At 41.8% G+C, this 22,146-nt stretch carries 19 protein-coding genes; 6 read left to right on the top strand and 13 right to left on the bottom strand.

Annotated features, from left to right (window positions below; all coding sequences use genetic code 11):
- The first annotated feature begins 17 nt into the window (after positions 1-17).
- The 3 genes from ACHOLT_RS08215 to ACHOLT_RS08205 all read left to right on the top strand — a co-directional run bounded on the left by ACHOLT_RS08215 (position 18) and on the right by ACHOLT_RS08205 (position 5,265).
- A complete protein-coding gene (locus tag ACHOLT_RS08215; protein WP_425807168.1) occupies positions 18-1,529 on the top strand; it encodes a hypothetical protein in 1,512 nt (503 codons plus the stop codon).
- Between the two features lie 72 nt (positions 1,530-1,601).
- Complete coding sequence (locus ACHOLT_RS08210; RefSeq protein WP_425807166.1) at positions 1,602-3,140, top strand: hypothetical protein; 1,539 nt, start codon at positions 1,602-1,604, stop codon at positions 3,138-3,140.
- A 1-nt stretch (position 3,141) separates the two neighbouring features.
- Positions 3,142-5,265 carry an RNA degradosome polyphosphate kinase gene (locus ACHOLT_RS08205; protein ID WP_425807163.1) on the top strand — a complete coding sequence of 708 codons (2,124 nt, stop codon included), beginning with the start codon at positions 3,142-3,144 and terminating at the stop codon, positions 5,263-5,265.
- Here the strand turns inward: ACHOLT_RS08205 and ACHOLT_RS08200 are convergent.
- Positions 5,262-5,918, bottom strand: a complete 657-nt coding sequence (locus tag ACHOLT_RS08200; protein ID WP_425807161.1) for an ATP-binding cassette domain-containing protein — start codon at positions 5,916-5,918, stop codon at positions 5,262-5,264. The genes ACHOLT_RS08205 and ACHOLT_RS08200 overlap by 4 nt on opposite strands.
- Positions 5,899-6,603 carry a molybdate ABC transporter permease subunit gene (gene modB / locus ACHOLT_RS08195; RefSeq protein WP_425807159.1) on the bottom strand — a complete coding sequence of 235 codons (705 nt, stop codon included), beginning with the start codon at positions 6,601-6,603 and terminating at the stop codon, positions 5,899-5,901. Before modB ends, ACHOLT_RS08200 begins: the two co-directional genes overlap by 20 nt.
- A 240-nt stretch (positions 6,604-6,843) precedes the next feature.
- On the opposite strand from modB, the gene ACHOLT_RS08190 reads away from it, so the two are divergent.
- Positions 6,844-7,794, top strand: coding sequence for a substrate-binding domain-containing protein (locus ACHOLT_RS08190; protein WP_425807157.1), 951 nt, complete (start codon positions 6,844-6,846; stop codon positions 7,792-7,794).
- Between the two features lie 124 nt (positions 7,795-7,918).
- On the opposite strand, the gene metK is transcribed toward ACHOLT_RS08190, so the two are convergent.
- The 8 genes from metK to ACHOLT_RS08150 form a co-directional block, all read right to left on the bottom strand.
- Positions 7,919-9,109 carry a methionine adenosyltransferase gene (gene metK / locus ACHOLT_RS08185; protein WP_425807156.1) on the bottom strand — a complete coding sequence of 397 codons (1,191 nt, stop codon included), beginning with the start codon at positions 9,107-9,109 and terminating at the stop codon, positions 7,919-7,921.
- Between the two features lie 6 nt (positions 9,110-9,115).
- Positions 9,116-10,321, bottom strand: a complete 1,206-nt coding sequence (coaBC, locus tag ACHOLT_RS08180) for a bifunctional phosphopantothenoylcysteine decarboxylase/phosphopantothenate--cysteine ligase CoaBC (protein ID WP_425807154.1) — start codon at positions 10,319-10,321, stop codon at positions 9,116-9,118.
- Positions 10,321-10,527: a DNA-directed RNA polymerase subunit omega gene (gene rpoZ, locus ACHOLT_RS08175; protein ID WP_425807152.1), complete on the bottom strand. Its 207-nt coding sequence runs from the start codon at positions 10,525-10,527 to the stop codon at positions 10,321-10,323. Before rpoZ ends, coaBC begins: the two co-directional genes overlap by 1 nt.
- 2 nt (positions 10,528-10,529) lie before the next feature.
- Positions 10,530-11,132, bottom strand: a complete 603-nt coding sequence (gmk, locus tag ACHOLT_RS08170; RefSeq protein ID WP_425807150.1) for a guanylate kinase — start codon at positions 11,130-11,132, stop codon at positions 10,530-10,532.
- Between the two features lie 11 nt (positions 11,133-11,143).
- On the bottom strand, positions 11,144-11,419 hold the full coding sequence (remA, locus tag ACHOLT_RS08165; RefSeq protein ID WP_425807148.1) for an extracellular matrix/biofilm regulator RemA: 276 nt from the start codon (positions 11,417-11,419) through the stop codon (positions 11,144-11,146).
- A gap of 13 nt (positions 11,420-11,432) precedes the next feature.
- Positions 11,433-12,314: a YicC/YloC family endoribonuclease gene (locus tag ACHOLT_RS08160; protein WP_425807146.1), complete on the bottom strand. Its 882-nt coding sequence runs from the start codon at positions 12,312-12,314 to the stop codon at positions 11,433-11,435.
- Positions 12,315-12,892: 578 nt separating this feature from the next.
- Positions 12,893-13,753 carry a diaminopimelate epimerase gene (gene dapF / locus ACHOLT_RS08155; RefSeq protein ID WP_425807144.1) on the bottom strand — a complete coding sequence of 287 codons (861 nt, stop codon included), beginning with the start codon at positions 13,751-13,753 and terminating at the stop codon, positions 12,893-12,895.
- 226 nt (positions 13,754-13,979) lie between these two features.
- Positions 13,980-16,718 carry a calcium-transporting P-type ATPase, PMR1-type gene (locus ACHOLT_RS08150; protein ID WP_425807141.1) on the bottom strand — a complete coding sequence of 913 codons (2,739 nt, stop codon included), beginning with the start codon at positions 16,716-16,718 and terminating at the stop codon, positions 13,980-13,982.
- A 122-nt stretch (positions 16,719-16,840) separates the two neighbouring features.
- Here ACHOLT_RS08150 and ACHOLT_RS08145 point away from each other — a divergent pair, with 122 nt between their 5' ends.
- The gene (locus ACHOLT_RS08145) at positions 16,841-18,775 is read left to right on the top strand and encodes an Rqc2 family fibronectin-binding protein (RefSeq protein WP_425807139.1); all 1,935 of its coding nucleotides are present in this window, start codon (positions 16,841-16,843) and stop codon (positions 18,773-18,775) included.
- Here the strand turns inward: ACHOLT_RS08145 and ACHOLT_RS08140 are convergent.
- On the bottom strand, positions 18,756-19,421 hold the full coding sequence (locus tag ACHOLT_RS08140; protein ID WP_425807137.1) for an HD-GYP domain-containing protein: 666 nt from the start codon (positions 19,419-19,421) through the stop codon (positions 18,756-18,758). The genes ACHOLT_RS08145 and ACHOLT_RS08140 overlap by 20 nt on opposite strands.
- Positions 19,422-19,634: 213 nt before the next feature.
- Here ACHOLT_RS08140 and ACHOLT_RS08135 point away from each other — a divergent pair, with 213 nt between their 5' ends.
- On the top strand, positions 19,635-20,390 hold the full coding sequence (locus ACHOLT_RS08135) for a FadR/GntR family transcriptional regulator (RefSeq protein ID WP_425807135.1): 756 nt from the start codon (positions 19,635-19,637) through the stop codon (positions 20,388-20,390).
- A 64-nt stretch (positions 20,391-20,454) separates the two neighbouring features.
- Here the strand turns inward: ACHOLT_RS08135 and ACHOLT_RS08130 are convergent, their stop codons facing one another.
- Both ACHOLT_RS08130 and ACHOLT_RS08125 read right to left on the bottom strand, forming a co-directional pair.
- Positions 20,455-21,600: a methyl-accepting chemotaxis protein gene (locus tag ACHOLT_RS08130; protein WP_425807133.1), complete on the bottom strand. Its 1,146-nt coding sequence runs from the start codon at positions 21,598-21,600 to the stop codon at positions 20,455-20,457.
- Complete coding sequence (locus tag ACHOLT_RS08125) at positions 21,597-22,055, bottom strand: chemotaxis protein CheW (protein WP_425807131.1); 459 nt, start codon at positions 22,053-22,055, stop codon at positions 21,597-21,599. The genes ACHOLT_RS08130 and ACHOLT_RS08125 overlap by 4 nt, the downstream gene beginning before the upstream one ends.
- Between the last annotated feature and the right edge of the window lie 91 nt (positions 22,056-22,146).

The raw sequence follows: 22,146 nt of genomic DNA, 5'->3' as shown, positions 1-22,146 counted from the left end.
CTGGGGGTTAGAATCATTTGCGTATAATCGGAATTATTGACATCGGCTCTAATTCGCTTCGCTTAGTTGTCGCCCAGGTATCGCTAGACAATACTTTTCGAATCATTGATGAACTCAAGGAATCCGTTCGACTGGGAGAAAGTGTCGGAACAACAGGCAAGTTAAGTTCTGCGAAAATCGATACTGCTCTGGAAACTTTAAAATTGTTTCAAGAGCTATGCCATGCTCTCGGCGTTCAAAACATTTATGTTATTGCTACGGAAGCCGTTCGCCGCGCCTCCAATAAATATGAATTTATTCGTTGCGTAAAAAAACGACTGAACCTTGATGTCCAAGTTCTTTCCGGAATTGAAGAGGCTTATTATGATTACCTCGGCACTATCAATACTCTTAATTTTTCTGATGCTATTCTTATGGATATCGGCGGATCGAGTACGGAATTGGCATTGATTAAAAACCGCGAATTTCAAGAAGCGATCAGCTTTCCCTTTGGCGCTATTAATCTTTCAAAAGAATACAACCTAAGCACAGCGATTGATCCTGTTTTGGAAAGAAAGCTGAATGAATTTTTAACGGACAACTTTAAAAAACTGAAATGGTTATCAGGCGAGCTTCCTCTTATCGGTATTGGCGGCTCCTTCCGAAATATTTGCAAAATCGACAAAAGGCAAAGGGATTACCCGCTTGAAAGTGTACATAATTATCATCTCACTGCCCATTCGATTGCAGGCCTGTATCAGCGGCTGAAAAGCCTTTCCTATGAAGAACGCGCCGAAATTAAAGGATTATCCAAAGATAGGGCTGACATTATCGTCGGTCCCTTGGCTGAGATATCCAACCTATTGTCCATAACGAAGATTCAAAACATTTATGTCAGCGGCTCCGGTCTTCGCGAGGGTCTCTTATTTAAAACTATTTTTAAGGACAAGCCGGTTGTCCCTGATGTCTTGGATTATTCCCTATGTACTACCATGAAAAACTTCCATCTCAATGAAGGACATGCTCATCACGTCTGGAAACTCGTTTTCCAACTTTTCTGCGGGTTAAAAGATCTAATCCCGCAAAGAGAACATCATTTAAACATCTTAAAAACCGCGGCTCTGCTCCATGACTGCGGCATACAAATTAGTTATTATGATCATCATAAACACTCGTTTTACATGATTCTCAACAGTAATATCTATGGCTTGACCCAAAAAGAAATCTTGATGGCCGCATGGATTGCTTCTTTACACCGCAAAGAAGCAAGTAAAATGACCGCATCCTACAGAAAACTGCTCACCTCGGAGGAATTTGCATTAATCCAAAAACTAGGCCTCTTATTAAGAATTGGTGAAAGTATGGATCGGCGTCAAAACGGAAGCATCCAAAAGGTTGAATGTGAAATTACCTCAAAGAGTGTATCTCTTATGTTCTCCTCAAATACAAATTCTTTTTTAGAAAGTAGTGATGCCTTAACCTCAGCTCCCTTATTCAAGAAAATCTTTAAAAAGCAATTGATTATTAACACGAAATTGCACGAAACTTAAAATAAAATTAACAAATTTATTATATTATTTTTATATTCAGAGGATTTGAGAATAAGCGAGGAGAATTCTTAAATGACCAAAAAACCTATCAAGTTGGTTGGAGCAATAGATGTCGGATCTCATGACCTGCAAATGAGCATTGTTCAAGTCGAGCCGAATGGAAAGCTTACACAGCTCGAAGATTTAACCCAACCTACAAATATAGGGCGTGATACCTTTACGCAAGGTCGTATTCAATTGCCCACAATCCATCATACCTGTGAGATTTTAAAAGGATTTTCAAACCTGCTTAAAGAATACCATGTCACTCAATATCAAGCCGTTGCAACCAGTGGAATCCGTGAGGCGGAAAACCGAGAATATGTGCTTGAACAAGTTCGCCTGAAATCCAATATTGGCGTTAAAATTATCAACAATGCTCAGGAACGTTTCCTTAAGTATAAGGCATTGAGAAATAAAAACGGACTTTGGGATCTTGTTCGCCGCGAAGGCTCGGCACTTATTATGAATATTGCTTCCGGCGGAGTTGAGATTTCGATCTATGAAAAAGGAAGTCTGAAACTCACGGAATATGTTAAGATTGGAGCCTTGCGCCTTCATGAAACCCTTGCTTCATTAAGAAACGAAACCATTGATTTTTCTCAAGTGATGGAAGAATATATCGAAAGCAATTTGTTTATCATCAAATCCCTCATAAAAAAAGAGGAAATAAAACATTTCATTGGGCTTGGAAGTGAAATTAATACGATATATGAGCTCTGCAGACAACCTGGAGAGTTTTTCATTCGAACTGAAAATTTATCGGCACTTTATGCTAGAGTCTATCAAAGCGTTGAGGACCAAATTGCTGATACGTTTCATCTGACAACTAACCAATCTGAAACATTACTCCCTTCCGTGATCTTACTGAATTCTTTTTTAAAGCAAACTCAATTGACTGAGGTCCATGTCCCTTTAGTTACTTTGAGGCAGGGACTTTTATACGAAATGATTGATCAATCTTTAGATCTGCCCGGTTATCAAGAATCCTTAAATGATATTGTCAGCTCAGTTTGGTATATTGCCAAAAAATATGGAGTTGATAAAAAGCATGCGTCTCAGGTTGAAAAACTGGCTCTGAGTATCTTTGATCAAACTCTGAGACTGCATAAACTTGAACAGAGAGAACGTTTATATCTTCAGATCGCGGCCATCTTGCACGGAATTGGACATCATGTCAACTCAGCCGGACATGCTCTCTATTCCTATCAATTAATCCGCGGTCAGAATATTGTGGGAATCGCCAATCACGAAGTCAACTTAATTGCCAATATCGCTTACTATCACGACGTGGAAACTCCCAGCTATCTTGATCCAAATTATCAAGGACTTACGACAGAAGAGAAAATCATCGTCTCTAAACTTGCAGCCATTTTAAAAATCGCGGAAAGCCTGGATATTTCTCACGGCGAAAAAGTTGAGGAAATTGTGGTTTCTCCTGTAGATCAAAGACTCTGTTTTAGCGTCGTTACGCATCAGAATTTTGTTTTAGAGGAATGGTCATTTAAGCAAAATGTAGACTTTTTTGCAGAAGTCATTGGTATCCAACCCTTTATCCGTCTAAAATCCTAAATTGGGGGATGATCCTATTCATACGGAAAATTTTATCAATCGAGAACTGAGTTGGCTTGAATTTAATCAACGCGTTTTAGAGGAAGCTCGTGACCCTTCCAATCCACTCTTTGAGCGTCTTAAATTTCTAACCATTGTCAGCTCGAACCTTGATGAATTTTTTATGGTTCGAGTCGCTTCAGTACGCGATCAAATTAACGCCGGATTACAGAAAATCGATTCCTCCGGCTTAACCCCGCAAGACGAAATACGCTTAATCACTAAACGCGCTCATGTCTTAGTTAAGGGGCAATATACAAGCTATAATACTTCACTTTTTAAAACTTTAAAAAAAGAAGAAATAATTATCCTTAAACCCGATGAACTTAACCATGATCAGCTCAATTATATTCTAGACTATTTTAAGAAAAGTATTGAACCTGTCCTAACCCCGATGGTCGTCGATAAAAGCCGGCCTTTTCCTCTGATTCTTAATAAAAGTCTTAACATCGCTGCTCTTGTAGCCGACAAACAACAGGAAACTCTTTTTTTTGCAACCGTCCAGGTTCCTTCTGTGCTTGAACGATTGGTTAAGGTTCCCTCCGCCAATTCGGGGCAAACCTTCATCCTCCTCGAGGACGTTATTAAAATGCATCTCGCTGATCTCTTTCGCGGATATCTCATTCGTGACTTTTCCTGCTACCGAATTACACGAAGTGCCGATCTGGGTCTTGATGAAGAAGGAGCAGAAGACCTCCTCGAAGCCATTGAACAATCCTTAAAGCAACGCAAATGGGGATCAGTCATTCGTTTGGAAATTGAGAAAACCGTCAACAAGCGTTTACTTACTGAATTAATGGATGAACTGGAAATATCCATGGAAGAAGTTTACGAAATCAATGGCCCGCTTGACCTCACTTTTCTTGCAAATATCATCGCTCTTCCCGGGTATGAAAATTTTCATTATCCCTCCTTTCAACCCTTGCCTCCGATACAGTTGCAGAATCACGAGGATTTATTTGACGCCATCAGCCGCGAGGATATTTTGCTGCATCATCCTTTTTATTCGTTTACCCCGGTTCTCGATTTGGTAAGACAAGCAGCAACAGATCCCCAGGTTTTAGCGATAAAACAAACCCTATATCGTGTAAGCGGCCATTCTCCTCTGATTGAAGCCCTATCTCAAGCTGCCGAAAATGGCAAACAGGTCACAGTACTGGTCGAGTTAAAGGCACGGTTCGATGAACAGAATAATATTCACTGGGCAAAGCAGCTTGAAAAGGCGGGCTGCCATGTTATTTACGGTCTTGTCGGGCTAAAAACCCATGGTAAAATTCTGCTCATCGTACGCCGTGAAGAAGAAGGAATCAAGCGCTACGTTCATTTAAGCACAGGAAATTACAATGATGTCACTGCCAATTTCTATACGGATATCGGCTTAATGACAGCCAATCCCTACTTTGGAGCAGATGCCTCAAATCTATTTAATATGCTTTCGGGTCTTTCTGAGCCAACGCATATGTATCGATTAACTTTAGCTCCCAAAGATCTCCGGTCCAAATTTTCGGAACTGATTGAACGTGAAACCCAACATGCCCGCGATGGAAAAACAGCCCGAATCACAGCGAAGATGAATTCTCTTATCGATAACCACATCATCGAAAAGCTTTATGAAGCTTCACAGGCCGGCGTCAAAATCGATCTTATTGTGCGCGGCATGTGTTGTCTGCGGCCAAACGTACCCGATTTAAGTGAAAATATTACGGTTCGCAGCATTGTCGGACGCTTTTTGGAACATAGCCGAATCTTCTATTTTTATAACGACGGACAGGAAGCAGTTTACCTTTCCAGTGCCGATTGGATGGAACGCAATCTCAACCGTCGTGTTGAAATTCTCTTTCCCATTGACGACAAAAAAGTAAAGAAGGAACTCCTGAAAATTCTTACATTATCGCTTAAGGATAATGTCAAGGCGCGGATTATGAATGCTGATGGTACATATTCCCGTCAAAAAGGCCAACGTGTAAGACCGATAAACAGCCAGCAGGTTTTCTATGAACGTGCGCTTAACACTTTCAATAGAAAAAAAGAGAGTGAGCAGGAGTTTAAATTCCTACCCATTCTCTCCAATTCATATGCAAATTAAGAAACACCTTTGAGAGCAGCCTGTCTTCCCTTATCTATTTTTACGATTTCATCTCCCAAAAGCTCCGCTTCCTTTAAATCGTGTGTCACCATAATAAAAGGAATCTTCCATCGCTTTTGAACCTTAAGCAACTCCTGCTGAAGTTCCCCCCTCGTATCCTGGTCTAAGGCCGATAAGGGCTCATCTAAAAGCAAAAGTTCGGGTTCTGTCATCAGAGCACGTGCCAGAGCAACCCTTTGTTTTTCTCCGCCGGAGATCTCTGAGGGATATCGATTTCTAAGATGCTCGATCTTAAACGTTTCGAGAACCTCATTTAGGACGATTCCTCTCTCCGTTTCTTTCTCACGTTTCTTCTTCCCATACAGTATATTTTTTTCAACGGTCATATGGGGAAATAAAGCATAATCTTGAAAAACGTAGCCAATTCTGCGCTGTCGAGTTGGAACATTAATCCGCTTCTCAGAGGAAAAGAGCATTTCTCCATTCATATTGATCTCCCCAAATGAAGGACTCTGAAGGCCGGCAATACACTGCAAAAGGGTCGTCTTTCCAGCACCGGAAGGACCAACCAGTGCAAGAATTCGATTCTGCAAAGTAAAATTTCCTTCTAATTCAAAAGAGGGCAATTTTTTTCTAAAATTCATTTTTATCATCAGACATCCCCCTTTTAGCTTTGCGCTTAGATCCTTTCCCCCAGTGATTTAAGCCATAAATCACGAGAAAACTAAAAATTGTCATGATCAATACTAAGACTATGGCTTCATGGCTCATGCCTGCTTCACTATAAAAATAGATGGCAAGCGGCATCGTTTGCGTCCTCCCAGGAATGTTACCGGCAATCATTAAGGTTGCCCCAAATTCGCCTAAGGAACGTGCAAAAGCTAAAACAAAACCTGCTAAAACTCCATTCCAAGCTAAAGGAAGCGTTATGGTAAAAAACACTTTAAATTCTCCTGCTCCCAAGGTTCGCGCAGCATTCTCCAAATTAGGATCCACGCTCTCAATAGAAGCCTTGACTGACTGATACATCAGAGGAAAAGATACAACAACTGCGGCAATGATGGCACCCCAAATTGTAAAAACGATACGAACATTGAACATGGATTCCAACAATCGACCCAAAGGACCATTCTTCCCAAAAATATAGAGAAGAATAAAGCCAACAACTGAAGGCGGGAGTACTAATGGTAAGGTTATCAGCGACTCGATAATATCTTTACCTGGAAATTTTCTTTTCACCATATGCCCTGCGACAGGAATTGATAAACAGGTTACGATCAGCACTGAGGCAACGGCAACTTTCAGTGACAGAAGAATTGGTATAATATTAACCCCCATAAAGCTCTCCCATAATCTTCTAGCTCTTCATTATTTACTCATTGCTCTAAAACCAAACAGAATTTTTCTTTATACTGACTTTCATTTTATTTATGTTTGATTATAATGGTTTATGATAAAACATATATTCAAGTATTTCTATTAAAGCAAACACAAACTAACATAACTTAACTACATGCTTATTATACGATATGTTATAATAAATAAGCAATATAAAAATGGAAGACAGGTGACCAACATTTGTCCAGTGATATATCTTATACCCCGGAAGAGGTAGCAAAGATTCTTAAAATCTCGAAATTTACGGTTTATGAACTCATTAAGCGTGGCGAGCTTACGGCCTATCATATAGGCCGCAAAGTGCGCGTCGAAAACGCCGATCTTGACCGTTATAAACAAAGAGCTAAAGGAGCTTCTTCGGCTTTATCGTCAGCCTCTTCTTCTTTTGGCAATTCTCCAAGTTCTAATACTAATTCTGCGTCAGATGAAGGCTTGGTTATCTGCGGTCAAGATATCGTCTTAGACATCCTTACACGTCAGTTGGAAAAACAGTTTCCCTCTCTTCGGTTTTTACGCCATTATATTGGAAGTATTGACGGACTTAATGCGCTTTACCGGGGACTCGCCAACGTCGTAACCACGCATTTATGGGATAGTGATACGGATGAATACAACATTCCTTATGTCCGCAGAATGATACCGGGACATGCGGCAATGATTATAAATCTGGTCTATCGGATCGAAGGGTTCTATGTTGCCAAAGAAAACCCTAAAAATGTTCTTACGTGGAATGACCTGACCCGGCCTGATGTTCGGTTTATTAATCGAGAAAGAGGATCAGGTGCTCGTGTATTACTTGATGAAAAGTTAAGAGTTTTAAAAATTAGCCATACCTCAATTAATGGATACACAGATGAAGAAATGAGTCATGTCGCAGTCGCCAGTAAAGTGGCACGGGGAGAAGCCGATGTTGGCTTGGGAATAGAAAAAGCGGCCATGCAAGTCAACAATGTCGATTTCATTCCCCTGCAAAAGGAACGTTATGATTTGGTCATTCGGCAGGAAGATCTTGAAAAACCGCATTTTCAAGCATTAATGAGCATCTTAAATACCACTTCTTTTAAAAATGAAGTTATGGGCATTGGCGGCTATGATGTATCGCATATGGGGCAAGTGATTGCCACTGTGTAAATGGTAATAGAATAGAACTCTAGATAACGCCCATGCTGGGCGTACGATTAAAAGAGGATGTCAATTCGTCAATTGACATCCTCTTTTTTGAGTTTTAACTCAGTATTTATTTACGCTGTAAAATTTAGAGTCCCGCTTGTTGGCGAAGGGTCTCCGCTTTATCTGTTCTCTCCCAAGGAAGATCAAGATCAGTTCGGCCAAAGTGACCATAAGCAGCAGTTTGACGATAAATCGGCCGACGAAGATCCAGCGACTTAATAATCCCTGCCGGACGAAGGTCAAAGTTTGCTTTGACAAGTTCAGCGATCTTATCTTCTGAAATTTTGCCTGTACTAAAGGTTTCTACTAAAACTGACACAGGATGAGCAACCCCAATAGCATATGCCAATTGAATCTCACAGCGGTCAGCTAAACCGGCTGCGACAACGTTTTTGGCTACATAGCGCGCAGCATAGGCTGCAGAACGGTCTACCTTTGTGGGATCCTTACCCGAAAAAGCACCGCCGCCATGGCGTGCCATTCCGCCATACGTATCAACGATAATTTTTCTTCCCGTTAAGCCGGCATCTCCTTGAGGTCCGCCGATCACAAAACGGCCTGTTGGATTAATAAAATAGCGTGTCTTATCATCAAGAAGCTCTTTAGGAACAACTGGAATAATAACCTGCTCTAAGAGATCACGACGAATTTGCTCTTGAGAAACATCAGGGTGATGCTGAGTTGAAATAACAATGGTATCAATTCGAACTGGCTTATTATCTTCATACTCAACAGTAACCTGAGTTTTACCGTCCGGACGCAGATAGTTTAAAATCTCTGATTTACGAACTTCACTCAGCCGACGGGATAAGCGATGTGCTAAATCGATGGGAAGCGGCATGAAACTTTCTGTTTCATTCGTAGCATAGCCAAACATCATTCCCTGGTCTCCGGCACCGATTGCTTCGATTTCGTCATCCGTCATTTCCCCTGTTTTAGCTTCTAAAGCCTTATCCACGCCGAGAGCAATATCAGCGGATTGTTCTCCAATCGAAGTAAGGACTGCACAGGTATCTGCATCAAAACCATATTTAGCACGGGTATATCCGATTTCGCGAATAGTAGCGCGAACAATATGCGGAATATCAACATAACAGTTTGTCGTAATTTCTCCGCTCACTAGGACTAAACCCGTGGTGACTGAAGTTTCGCAGGCAACACGTGCATACGGATCTTTAGTAAAGATTGCATCAAGTATTGAATCCGAAATCTGGTCACAAATTTTATCAGGATGTCCTTCTGTAACGGACTCTGAAGTAAATAATTTTCTTACCACTTTTTGTCACTCCTTTGTTCCACCAAGCAACTCAACAATCTCGTCTCTAAGATGCCGAGCCACCTCCAGCTTATTCATTTGAGGTAAATCTATTCTTCTCCCGTCAGGGAAGAGAAAACTAACACAATTCGTGAGGCTGCCAAAGCCTGAACCCGCTTGGGTAACATCGTTAGCTACAAGCATATCCACATTTTTTCGCAGCATCTTTTCCTGGGCGTTCGCCAGCAGATTTTCTGTTTCAGCTGCAAAGCCAATAAGAACCTGCTTCGTTTTCATTTTCCCAAGCTCAGCTAAAATATCGGGATTGGGAACTAATTCAACGAAAAGGCTTGTCCCTTTTTTCTTGATTTTCTGCGCCGCCATCTCTTTGGGGCGATAGTCTGCAACAGCAGCCGATTTTACGACGATATCGACATCGGGAAAATATTCGAGAACAGCTCGACGCATCTCCTCTGCAGTCATAACTGAAATCCGCTGAACACCAGACGGTACAGGCAACTCCGACGGAGCACTGACTAAAATCGTATCAGCTCCGGCCTCCTGCAAAGCCTGAGCAACCGCATAGCCCATTCTTCCGGACGAACGATTGCCGAGATAGCGGACTGGATCAAGAGGTTCTTGAGTCCCCCCTGCGGTAACTAATGCTTTTTTACCGCAAAGTAAATTTGAGGAGGCAAAAAAGCGTGTCAAGGTTTCTACAATCTCTACAGGCTCGCTCATACGCCCGTCTCCCACTGTTCCACAAGCCTGATAGCCATTTGCAGGTCCGATGCTATGCACTGAACGGGAACATAAAGTATTTAGATTTTGTTGAGTCGCCGGATGATGAAACATGGCATGATTCATAGCCGGGGCAACAAAAATTGGAGCTCGAACCGCAAGAAGAACCGTAGAAAGAAAATCATCTGCAATACCGACCGCCATTTTAGCTAAGATATTAGCCGTAGCCGGAGCAACCACTGCACAATCAACATGCTCTGCCAAAGCAATATGCTCGACATTCCAAATCTTGGGTTCCTCGAACGTTTCTACATAAACGGGATTCCCCGATAATGTTCGCAGCGTTAAGGGAGCAATGAATTCTGCTGCGCTTTTAGTCATAGCAACATGAACTTCAGCTCCCAATTTATGAAGACGACTGATGAGCTCTGCCGATTTATAAGCAGCAATCCCGCCTGATACGCCGACTAATATTTTTTTGCCGCTTAGCATTACTTAATACCTTCACGCGTTAGTTCGAAACGAAATCTTCCTTTAGCCACTTCATCCAAAGCCTGACTTACAGGTTTAACACCATGAGCATTTGCTTCATACTCCGGATCCTCCATCAGTGTCCGCGCGCGTTTTGCTACTGCAAGAACGAGCGTATACTTACTGTCAACCTTGCTCATCAATAAATCTAGGGAAGGCTGTTTCATAATTACACCCCCTGAAATTCATATGGTTTTCTTTTTACACGACATTTTTCTGCAACAAGGATACTTTTAAGTTTATCCACTGCCTTTTCCAGTTTATCATTGACGATGACATAGTCATATTCTGTAACATATTCAAGTTCGCGCTCAGCTGTTTCTAAACGTTTCTGAATGACATCCTCAGATTCCGTTCCCCGCTTATGAATGCGCTCTGAAAGTACACTCATTGAGGGCGGGACAACAAAAACATATACACCTTGGGGAAAACGTTTTTTAATCTGCAGCGCACCCTGTATTTCAATTTCCAGAATAACATCCATACCCGACTGAATCGCTTGTTCAACAGCAAAGCGTGGAGTTCCGTAGAAATTCTCGCAGAATTCAGCCCATTCCAGGAGCTCATCCTTTTTAATCATCGCTTGAAATTCTTCCCGCGAACGAAAGAAATAATGAGTTCCATCCACCTCACCGGGGCGTGATTTCCGGGTCGTAGCAGAGACTGAATATTTTATGTCGGGTAACTGCCGCAGTACTTCCTGACAAATCGTTCCCTTTCCTGCACCCGATGGTCCAGAAAGAACGATTAACAACCCATTATTCTTTTCCACATTGGGCCTCCTTAATCTGCCGGGTCCTCAATATGGGCATTGGATTCCTTAGTGGATAGACGATGTGCAACCGTTTCGGGTTGAACTGCAGACAGAATAACATGCTGACTGTCACAAATGATTACGGCACGTGTACGGCGGCCATAAGTCGCATCGATGAGCATCCCGCCATCCCGTGCTTCCTGAATGATCCGTTTAATAGGTGCAGACTCCGGACTCACAATAGAAATAATCCGGTTTGCTGAGACAATATTGCCAAACCCTATATTGATTAGTTTGATCTCCAAGATAATCCCTCCATTATTCAAGATTTTGGATTTGTTCCCTGATCTTTTCGAGCTCGCTTTTAACCTCGACCACAAGTTGGGCAATATTAATGTTATTAGCTTTTGAACCGATTGTATTTATTTCTCGGTTCATTTCCTGCACTAGAAAATCAAGCTTGCGCCCTACGGGTTCAATCCCTTGCAAGGTATGTGAGCCCTGATCAAGATGGCTTTGTAAACGAACCAATTCTTCAGTAATTGAAACCCGATCTGCAAATATCGCCACTTCATTTGCAAGTCGGGCTTCATCCAAGACCGTATTCTCACTCAGCAACAGCTGAATCCGATCCCGGAGACGCCCTTGATAATCAGAAACCATGCTGTCTGAAAAGGTCGAAATTTGGTCTTTAATCGTGGATATTCTGTCGAGACGCTTAAGAAGATCATGGATTAATTTTTCCCCTTCGACTTGACGCATCGTGTTATAACCATTCAGAGCTTCATTAACAGCGCTGCTTAGAATCTCCCATATATGTTCTAAATCTATTTCTTCATCTTCTACATCAAGAACTTCTGGCAAAGTGACTAAACGGTAAATATCAGTCTCATACGGCGTCTTAAGGGCTAAAGCGAGTTCCTTCAGTGTTTTATCATACGACAGCGCTAATTCTTTGTCAACCTTCACCAATCTCTTTTTTTCTTCGGTTTCCTTAACATTAACAAAGACATCGATACGGCCCCGCTGAATTTTCGCCTGAAGAAGCTTACGAATTCTTTCTTCAAAACTCATCATATTGCGGGGTAAGCGGATTGAGGCTTCAAAAAAGCGGTGATTTACGGATTTCAGTTCGACCGTAAACTGGTAGCCTTCGCCTGACGCTTCCCCTCGGCCAAATCCGCTCATACTATTTGCCATGCAGATTTCACCCATTTCTTTTCCTTAATATATAGGCTTTCATGTAACTACTCTGTAGAGTAAAAAGCAGCATTGTAGAAGATTGGGTCGTGTAGCTTCTCTCACATCTGCACCTTCGGGCGTGAATCTCCACAGGAGACTCACGTACTCAGCGCTTCAGGGCTGGCACACTCGCTTCCATAGCAGCTTCGCCAAACCTCAGGGTAATACCTAGAGTGAACCAGTGGCTTCGCTAGCTATGAAAGCATCGTGTGCCTATCCTCTTCGAGGATAAGTCAACTAAGTTTTGCGTTTCGTTCCTCAACTCAAACCAAGTTTCCTCTACCGCCCCTCCGCGAAATCGTTCACATCTGTGCGATATAGGAGACTGGCTTAAACTTAAGCCCAAGTCGACTTATCCTCGAAGGGGAGAAGCTACGCTTATGGGTCTTTTTAGTCTTTAGTCTTTCTAATCTTCTTTAGCTTCATATTAGACTTTCATGCTGCTACGCAGCATGAACAAACGGAGAGTTTAGATTATCTGTCATGTTTAAGCCTTCATTAATAGTCTTCATTAAATAAACTCCGGCGTAATTAGGTTATGCAAGCTTGTCATCTAATATTTGAGCCTTAAAAACATAGGTTGCAGGGCCGGTCATGTAAACATGATTATCCTGACCCCATTCAATCCATAAATCTCCGCCAGGAAGATGAACCGTTACGGCTCGCTCTATTTTTTGGTTAAGAACACTGGCTACGACTGAAGCGCAGGCCCCTGTTCCGCAGGCAAGAGTTGGTCCTGCTCCCCGTTCCCAGACCTTCATCGTGATCTCCTTTGGCGAATCGATACGCACAAACTCAACATTCGTTTTGCGCGGAAATAATTCATGCTTTTCAATGGCGGGACCAAGATGATCAAAATCAAGTTTCGCATAATCATTTATGAACAGAACACAATGGGGATTTCCCATGGAAACCGCTGTGTATTGATAAACTTGGCCGTTAACCTCGAGTTTAGCGCCTACTACAGGCTCTGTCTGAGCTAGGACTGGAATTAGTCCCGGTCTTAGGATTGGTGCTCCCATGTCAACCCGCACACCTTTTACCTCCCCTTCTTCAATTGTTAAATGGAGAGTTAAATTTCCTGCTAACGTTTCAGCCTTAATCGTATCCTTGCGAACATAACCTTTATCATAAATATATCGGGCAAAACAACGGATTCCATTCCCGCACATTTCCGGTTCTGAACCATCCGGATTAAAGATACGCATTCTGGCATCTGCGGTTTCAGAAGGAAGTACCACAATCAGCCCATCCGCTCCTACTCCAAACTGTCGGAGGCAAAGTTTCCGAGCGAGTTCAGGATAATTTTCCGGTGTTTCATCCGCAGCTGCTTGATTGTAAAAACGATCCAAGAAGACAAAATCATTTCCAAGACCATGCATTTTAATGATTTCCATCAATCTCTACCTCCTCGAGTTAATTAGTCGTCCTTCTATTTATTGATTATCCGAGAATTCTCCTTAGTCTATGTCAGTAATGCTAAACTTGATTTAAAGAATACTACGTCCTATCCCAAGGGTCAATGTCACTACCTTTAAGTTCTTCAGCCTTCATATTAATCCTTCAAATATAAAAGAGCAAGTTTATCAAAAACTTGCTCTTCCATTAGAGTAAAAACTAAATTTAACCTCTTGCGATTGACGTATCCCCATGCCATGTATTCTTAACAAGCCGCCAAAGTCCAATGAGGATGGAGGGGCCGCCGGCGACCGTTAAGATAAAACCCCATTGCCAGGAAAGAAGGGATGCTGTTTTGAAGATCGCCTGAAGCGGCGGTAAATAGACTACGCTTAGCTGCATCAGAGTTGAAATGAGCACTGCGGCGACCAGGTAAGGATTCGAGAACAATCCAACTTCGAATATGCCCCGTGTTTCCGACTTGCAGTCAAATACATGGAAAAGCTGAGAAAAGACGAGAGTACTGAAAGCCATCGTTCGAGCCCCTAACATATTCACCCCTAAGAAAAGTGCAGTTACGAATACGAACAACGTTCCCAGACCTATCATCGTTCCGCGAATCCCAATCTTTTGGGCTAATCCCCGTGCAAAAATGCTTTCTTCAGGCGCTCGCGGCGGGCGGCTCATAATATCCTTATCCATGCCGTCAACACCCAACGCCATAGCAGGTAAACCATCGGTAACTAAATTAACCCAAAGAATTTGTATTGCGAGCAGCGGCAGCGGAAGCCCGAGAAGTGTAGCTAAAAACATGGTTAGAACTTCTCCTAAATTACACGATAATAAATAGCGAATAAATTTGCGGATATTATCATAGATGGCGCGGCCTTCCTCAACTGCTGCGACAATCGTGGCGAAGTTATCATCAGCCAAAACCATGGCTGAGGCTTCTTTGGTTACATCCGTACCTGTTTTCCCCATCGACACGCCGATATCTGCTTCTTTTACCGCGGGAGCATCATTAACTCCGTCCCCTGTCATTGCTACGACTTGGCCGTTTTTCTTCAGTGCGCGAACAATGCGGAGTTTATCTTTTGGAGTTACCCGAGCATAAACAGAAGTCGTCATTACTTTCTTCTCAAGCTCTTCATCCGACAGGTATTCAAGCTCTGCACCCGTCAAAATGCCTTGGGAATTCTCTCTTAATATTCCTAGCTCCTGGGCAACAGCCTCTGCTGTCAAACGATGATCCCCAGTAATCATCACAGGCTTGATGCCCGCGTGCCGGCAAACCTTAATCGCTTTGCCGGCACTCGTTCTTGGAGGATCAATCATCCCCATCAGTCCAACAAAGACCAGATTTTCCTCAATACTTTCATCGTCTTTTTCATCCTCTTGCAGTTGACGCTCAGCAACTGCTAAAACACGTAAGGCCTTGCGTGCCATTTCATCGTTCGCATGCATAATCGTCCGCCTGCGAATATCATTAAGCTCCACAATTCCCTCTGAGGTCAGTTCTGCTTTACAAAGTCTTAAAATAACATCCGGAGCACCCTTAACATACGCCCTTTTCCCGCTCTTTCCCTGATAGATAACGCTCATTCGTTTCCTGTCAGAATCAAAAGGAATTTCCCCCATCCGTTCTTCCTTTCGCTCTAACGTCTCCCTCCAGATACCCGCTTTTGCTGCGGCAACCAATAATGCTCCTTCTGTGGGATCTCCTTCAATCCCCCAAGGAGACTCCTTGCTGGATGACCGGAAAAGTCCTGCAACTTGTATCCCCTTACGGGTTAATATGGAATTGTTGCATAAAGCGGCAACTTTTAATGCTTCATTTAAAGGATCCTTTGAGGTCATCGGATCCCCGCCATGGAATTCTCCTTTGGGATCGTATCCCTGCCCCGTCACCGCTGTCATTCGACGGTCCGAGTAAATTTGACGGACCGTCATTTCATTTTGGGTGAGCGTCCCCGTTTTATCAGAACAAATAACTGTAGCACAGCCTAGCGTCTCTACGGCGGGAAGTTTGCGAACAATTGCTTTTCTTTTAACCATGCGCTGAACCCCAATAGCCAACGCTACTGTGACAATTGCCGGCAGCCCTTCTGGAATCGCGGCAACGGCTAAAGACACTCCAGCCAGAAACATCTTATAAAAACCTTCCCCCCGCCAAACGCCCGTAATAACGACCAGCGCACAAACGGCAAGACTAATCAATACGAGATATTTCCCTAGCTGAGCCAAACGTTTTTGAAGGGGAGTCTCTTCGTCCTCGACGCTTTGGATCATGCCTGCGATAATCCCCATTTCGGTATCCATCCCCGTAGCTACGACCACGCCGGCCCCACGGCCATTGACGACAATCGTTCCCATGTAGCCCATATTTACCCGGTCAGCCATTGGAGTCAATTCATCCGTTAAAGCTAAAACGCTCTTAGCAACAGGATGTGACTCCCCTGTTAACGCGGATTCTTCCACCTCTATATTAACCGCTTGAATCCAGCGAATATCCGCAGGAATACGGTCCCCGGCTTCTAATAAAACAATATCCCCCGGCACCAGCTCTGCAGCTGGAATTCGAACTTCCACACCATCTCGAAGTACCCGAGCTTCCGGGGCCGTTAAAGATTTAAGAGAATCCATCGATTTTTCCGCCCGATATTCTTGAATAAAACCCAGTACTGCATTCACAATTAAAATCGCCATAATTGTAATGGCATCAGCAACTTCTCCTAGCACCCCCGACACGATCGTTGCTGCCAGTAACACTAAAACCATAAAATCCTTAAACTGTCCCAGAAATACGAAAACGGGGTGAGTTCCTTTTTTGGTACGGAGCATATTTTGCCCGAATTCGGTTAAACGCTGGTTCACCTCTTTTAGGCTTAATCCCTTTCCTGGATGAACTTCAAATGCCTTTGCAACATCAATCCAAGGTAAAACATGCCAAGCTTGCTGCCGCATTCCTTTCTTCCTCCTTTACATCCTGTCCTATCTTTTGTACATGCTTATTCAGGAGGGAAAAGAAAAATAACCAAGAATTATGGTATACTAGATCAACATGGAAATCGAAAGGAGTTATCCTCATGGCCTTAGATGGTGTAACCCTTAAACACCTTGTAAAAGAACTCGCGCCTCAACTGATCGGGGCACGAATAGATAAAGTGAATCAGCCTGAGAAAGAAGAAATACATCTTTTGCTTCGCACTCAAAGACAATCTCTGCGCTTGCTTTTAAATGTAAGTGCAACCGCTGCTCGTCTCCACCTCACTCCGGAAAACAAAAAAAATCCAACGACTCCCCCGATGTTTTGCATGATTCTGCGCAAACACCTCGAAGGAGGGAAGATCATCAACTTCGAGCAAATGGGGCTTGAGCGTATCGTCTTAATCACCATCCAAAATTACAATGAATATGGAAACCTTGCTGCTCTTCAGCTTTACCTTGAAATTATGGGCAAGCATAGCAATCTAATCCTCGTTGATCCTGAACGGGAGATTATCCTTGATGGCCTAAAGCGTTATTCTCATGCTGTCAGCCGCCATCGTGAAGTACTTCCCGGCCGCGTGTACATTACCCCACCTTCACAAGGAAAGTACGACCCCATTTCAGAGGAAGAGACTTTTAGTTCTATCCTTTTTCAAGAAGAAATCTCCAGTAAATTGACCGACCTTCTGGTCAAGCGTTTTGCGGGAGTCAGTCCGGAACTCGCCCGAGAAATCATCATCCGAGCAGGATTAAGTGAAAGGATGCAAGTGGAACAATGCGGTGATATTGATATTTCCCGTGTTTTTCAAGGTTATCTTGCTCTCGCTAATCCTGATGCGTTTCCAAAAATCGAACCCTGTCTCTATTTCCAAGGAGGAGGTTCCTTGAAAAATGGGCTGCCTGCAGCCTTTACTTTTGTTCCCTTTCAACAGTACCAAGGCTTAGCCATTGAAACATTTTCTAATCTAAACGATGCAATTGAACGATTCTATCGCATGAAAGCGAATAATAATAATCTTGAAGCCAAACGCGGATCTCTTCGTAAAATTGTTGCAGAACACCTTCAGCATATGACAAAAAAGCTGGGCATTTATGAAGGAACGATTGAGAATGCTGAAAAATCCTTTAAGTATCAGCGGTGGGGAGAGTTAATCACTGCCAATCTTTATCGTATTAAACCGGGAATGAAAGAAATTATCGTCGAGGATTATAACGAAGAAACCCTCCCGAAGATCACCATCCCCTTGGATCCCCAACTTAGTGGAATAGATAACTCCCAGCGCTACTACCGCCTTTATAACAAAGCTAAAGTAACGATTCAAAAAACTGAACCGCTGAAATCGGCCACTCTAAACGAGGTGAATTACCTCGAATCCGTCCTTCTCAGTCTCGACAATGCTTCCACTCCTTTAGAACTCGAGGAAGTTCATAAAGAACTCATTGATCAGGAATACCTTTCTGGAAAAAGCGTTCATAAGAATATTGAGAAGAAAAAAGGGAAATTTGCATACAAAAAGGACACCAAGAAAAAACAAGGGAATAAACCTGAAGACCCTCAGCCTAAAACCTATTTTTCCAGTACCGGGAGAATAATTTTTGTTGGGAAAAACAATCGCCAAAATGACTGGTTAACGTTAAAAAGGGGCCGTCCTCAGGACTTATGGCTCCATGTTAAAAACATCCCCGGTTCACACGTTCTCATCCCGCTTGAGGAAGGGGAAGAATTTCCGGATGACACCACTCTGGAAGAAGCGGCAGCACTTGCCATTCATTTTAGCCAAGCGAGAAATTCAACCCTTGTTCCTGTAGATTACACACACGTTAAAAACATTAAAAAGCCTAATGCAGCTAAGCCGGGAATGGTCATCTACGAAACAAACTGGACATTGTATCTTACTCCCAAGCCAGAGGTTCTGCAGAAATTGTTTGCCAGTGAGACAACAGAAGAAATAATGAACATTAGAAAAGGGACAGGCATAACGCCTGTCCCTTTTCTAAAATATTTTCGTTATGTTAATGAGTTACTGGAGTAAAAACCTTAAGCAATTGATCAACTATTATCGGCGAGAACTCTTTTGCCTTTCCCGCTGCAATTATTTCCATCGCCCCCATAACTCCCATTCCCTGACGATAGGATCGATCCTCAATCAAAGCAGCAAGCACATCAGCAACAGCTACAATCTGAGCATTAGGGTGAATTTCTTCCTTCTTGAGACCATGAGGATAACCCTTCCCATTCCAGCGTTCATGATGCTGAATGATCGGCTGCTGTATCATTTTCGAAAGGCAGAATGGTTTAATCAATTCCATACCATATTGAGGATGTTTTTTAATAACTTCATACTCATCTTCCGTTAGTTTTCCAGGTTTATTCAAAATGCTTTTAGGCACTTCTAATTTTCCCAAGTCATGTAGAAGTGCTCCCAAAGCAACTTCTTCTAAATTTTTTCCTTGATAACCCATCTCCCGTGCAATGAGTATTGTAAGAAGCGATACATTGGCTGAGTGTATAAGGGTTTCTTGATCATATATCCAAAATCTGTACCAAGGTAATCTCGCCTTCTGAGGCTTTTTGATCTCTGAAATTATACCATTCACAATCGTTACTGCATTAATAAGTTTTTCATGCCATAAAAGCATAGGATTGAAATTAAGGTTGTGTATTATTATTTCATCCACCCTTCACATTCGCCTCCACCTTGATATAACTTTTATGTTTCTAAATTTATGGTCCTATTTTTCTACAATTTCTCATATATACCTACAATAAGATATATTCCTATATAATGCCTGATTTTCATACATTACAGAGTTTTCTTGCTACATTGCAATATGTATCATGCTATACTTAATAGCAAGCCAGCCCCCCGTTCACTTGGAGGGATTTTCATCGTGAATTTGACAACATCTCTTTTTACAATTCCCGAACAGATTTCCAGGCAGATTAAGGAAGCAATATTACGAGGGGAGCTTCTGCTTGGTGATCGACTTCCTTCTGAAAATAAATTAGCCGAATTATTCGGTGTAAGCCGTTCAACAATTCGTGATGCACTTCATCTCTTAAAAACAGAGCACATTATTGAAACACGTAAAGGAAATCAAGGTGGTAATTTTATTGTTCAAAAAATCTCCCCTGAGCTCATTCAAAATTTGAACAAATATGCATTTTCTTCATTGAAAATAAACAGTCTCTCGTTAGAACATTTCTTTGATTTGAGTTTCCTGGTCGAAGTGCCTGTTGCTGGTTTGGCTGCAATTTATAGATCAAGAGAAGATATAATTCGTTTAAAAAAGCTCCTAAGCACCTTAAAAGACTTATGTTTATCGACTCATTCCTCATACTCGCTTCTTCAATCCGTGATTTCTTTTCATCGCGTTTTAGCGTGTGCTAGTCATAATCCGCTCATAATTGAAGTCATTGATCGCCTATACCAACTGAATGAAGTTTTATCTCTTCAGTTTTCACTCTCTTCCAATCAGCAAATATCCCTTTTTAAAACTCTTCATACAATTTATCTTTCGATAGAAAACCAGAATGCTTCAAATGCTAAAGAGGGTATGCATGAACATCTTAGATTTCTTCAAAATTATATAAAAATAAAAGAACAAAACATTATATTTGGAGATTCTATCTCATCCAGCACTTAACTTATCAGAACTTTCCTAAAAAGACTCAGCTTAACCATTGAGTCTTTTGTTATGTTTAATTCGACTATAATTGCTTAGCAATACTGCTTAATTCGGAAGCCATTGACGTTATTTCTTCTATACTCGCTGTAATTTCTTCTGAAGCCGCAGCTTGTTCCTGACTTGAATTTAAGGAACCATTGCTTTTTTCAATAACCTTGTCAACATCGATTTTAATATTTTCGGTCAATTCTTTAATTTGTGGAACTGTACTCTTGGATTGTTCAGAGAGTTTTCGGATTTCTTCAGCAACTACACCAAATCCTCGGCCAGCCTCTCCAGCTCTAGCCGCCTCAATAGCTGCGTTTAACCCAAGCATTTTGGTTTCATCGGCAATTTCCTTGATAAATACTGAGACTTGGTTAATTTTTTCAGAAAGGGAAATGATCCCGTTTATTTCCTTATTCAGCACCTGCTCATTTTCATGGATTTGTGAAGCAGAAGCTGCTAATTGCTCAATTGCAGCTGAAATACCACTGAGACCATGATCAAGATTCTCTGACATATCACGTAATTGGATCGCTATCTCTTTAGGTAAGGCAATCCCAAACGTTGCAACTACTTCATTATTTTCATCAAACAACGGGTAATTAACACCTAAAACAGGTACTCCATATGTACTTGCATCAAACTCTTTAATTGTAATCTGTTTTGTTTTAATCGAATTTAAGGCAATATCGTTTTCTGTTAATTCATTACCAACTTGTATGTTTGGCAAATCAAACACTTTCGAAGACTGTCTGTATGAATATTTCTGTAAGTCAGTCATATACAACAAAACACCTTCTGGAAACATCTCTGCCAAGATCGAAGCAAAATGATCAAACGCAGCCGCAATAGGATGTAATATGGGGTAAAAAGCAGAAAAAGCGCCTACTGCATTACCTGCTTCGTCTATAATAGGTATGCAGTTTACTAATAACCTTATCCCGTAAACAGCTCTCGGAATTTTCTCCGCAATTGCCTTCTTCTCTGAAATAGACTTATGAGTGACGCTGTCACTACTAATCGATACTCCAACACTTAAAGCCCCGATATCAAAAACATCAGAATCATTTTTCCATGTTATTAGATCTCCTTCTGTCATGATATATAGAGGCCTATTATTTGCAGTGTTTGCTTGTATTTCAGCAAAGACTTTTAAACCATTTGCCTGATCAATGGAAATCATACCGTCAACTCCCTTTCACTTTCCAATTTGAATATTTCATTTTTAAATTCTAATGTGTTAAGCAATAGAATCAACCGTTGATCAATTTTTGCAATACCCTGAACGCTATTTCCTCCAAGGATTCCCATCTCCTTGCAAAGCCCTTCAATTAATTGTTCGTTAATGACGACAACTTCTGAAACATCGTCAACAATAATTCCTATATTCATTCCTTCTAAATCAAGAATAAGCAGCCGATGATCGCTGCTTCGTTCTGACTGCGCAATTCCAAATTTTTTCTTCGGGTCAATCACAGGAATTACTGTACCCCTCAGATTAATAACTCCTTCAATGAAATCAGGCATGTTAGGCATATTTGTAATTTGTGGTATCCGAAGAATCTCCTGAGTATAAGAAATATTAATACCATATTCTTGTTGCTCCAGGGTAAAAATAACGTATTGATGAGTGATCAATGAGTTCCCTCCTTTTCTTGTTTTTAAGTATCATAAATAAATTTTAAGTTTTCCTTTAGAAAAGAAATAAAAGGAATATAATTGTTAATAT

It is taken from the genome of Desulfitobacterium nosdiversum (assembly GCF_049860565.1).
In the GTDB taxonomy this organism is placed as follows: Bacteria; Bacillota; Desulfitobacteriia; order Desulfitobacteriales; family Desulfitobacteriaceae; genus Desulfitobacterium_A; species Desulfitobacterium_A nosdiversum.
The sequence above is the reverse complement of the archived record's forward strand: the minus strand, read 5'-3'. Positions and strand labels throughout refer to the sequence as shown.

What these genes read in the sequence shown, in the direction of transcription:
- ACHOLT_RS08130 (WP_425807133.1), bottom strand. Translation starts at nt 21,600, where the DNA reads ATGATTTCCATTGATCAGGCAAATGGTTTAAAAGTCTTTGCTGAAATA.
- dapF (WP_425807144.1), bottom strand. Translation starts at nt 13,753, where the DNA reads ATGGAAATCATTAAAATGCATGGTCTTGGAAATGATTTTGTCTTCTTG.
- ACHOLT_RS08150 (WP_425807141.1), bottom strand. Translation starts at nt 16,718, where the DNA reads ATGCGGCAGCAAGCTTGGCATGTTTTACCTTGGATTGATGTTGCAAAG.
- ACHOLT_RS08210 (WP_425807166.1), top strand. Translation starts at nt 1,602, where the DNA reads ATGACCAAAAAACCTATCAAGTTGGTTGGAGCAATAGATGTCGGATCT.
- modB (WP_425807159.1), bottom strand. Translation starts at nt 6,603, where the DNA reads ATGGGGGTTAATATTATACCAATTCTTCTGTCACTGAAAGTTGCCGTT.
- ACHOLT_RS08145 (WP_425807139.1), top strand. Translation starts at nt 16,841, where the DNA reads ATGGCCTTAGATGGTGTAACCCTTAAACACCTTGTAAAAGAACTCGCG.
- rpoZ (WP_425807152.1), bottom strand. Translation starts at nt 10,527, where the DNA reads ATGAAACAGCCTTCCCTAGATTTATTGATGAGCAAGGTTGACAGTAAG.
- ACHOLT_RS08200 (WP_425807161.1), bottom strand. Translation starts at nt 5,918, where the DNA reads ATGATAAAAATGAATTTTAGAAAAAAATTGCCCTCTTTTGAATTAGAA.
- coaBC (WP_425807154.1), bottom strand. Translation starts at nt 10,321, where the DNA reads ATGCTAAGCGGCAAAAAAATATTAGTCGGCGTATCAGGCGGGATTGCT.
- ACHOLT_RS08160 (WP_425807146.1), bottom strand. Translation starts at nt 12,314, where the DNA reads ATGGCAAATAGTATGAGCGGATTTGGCCGAGGGGAAGCGTCAGGCGAA.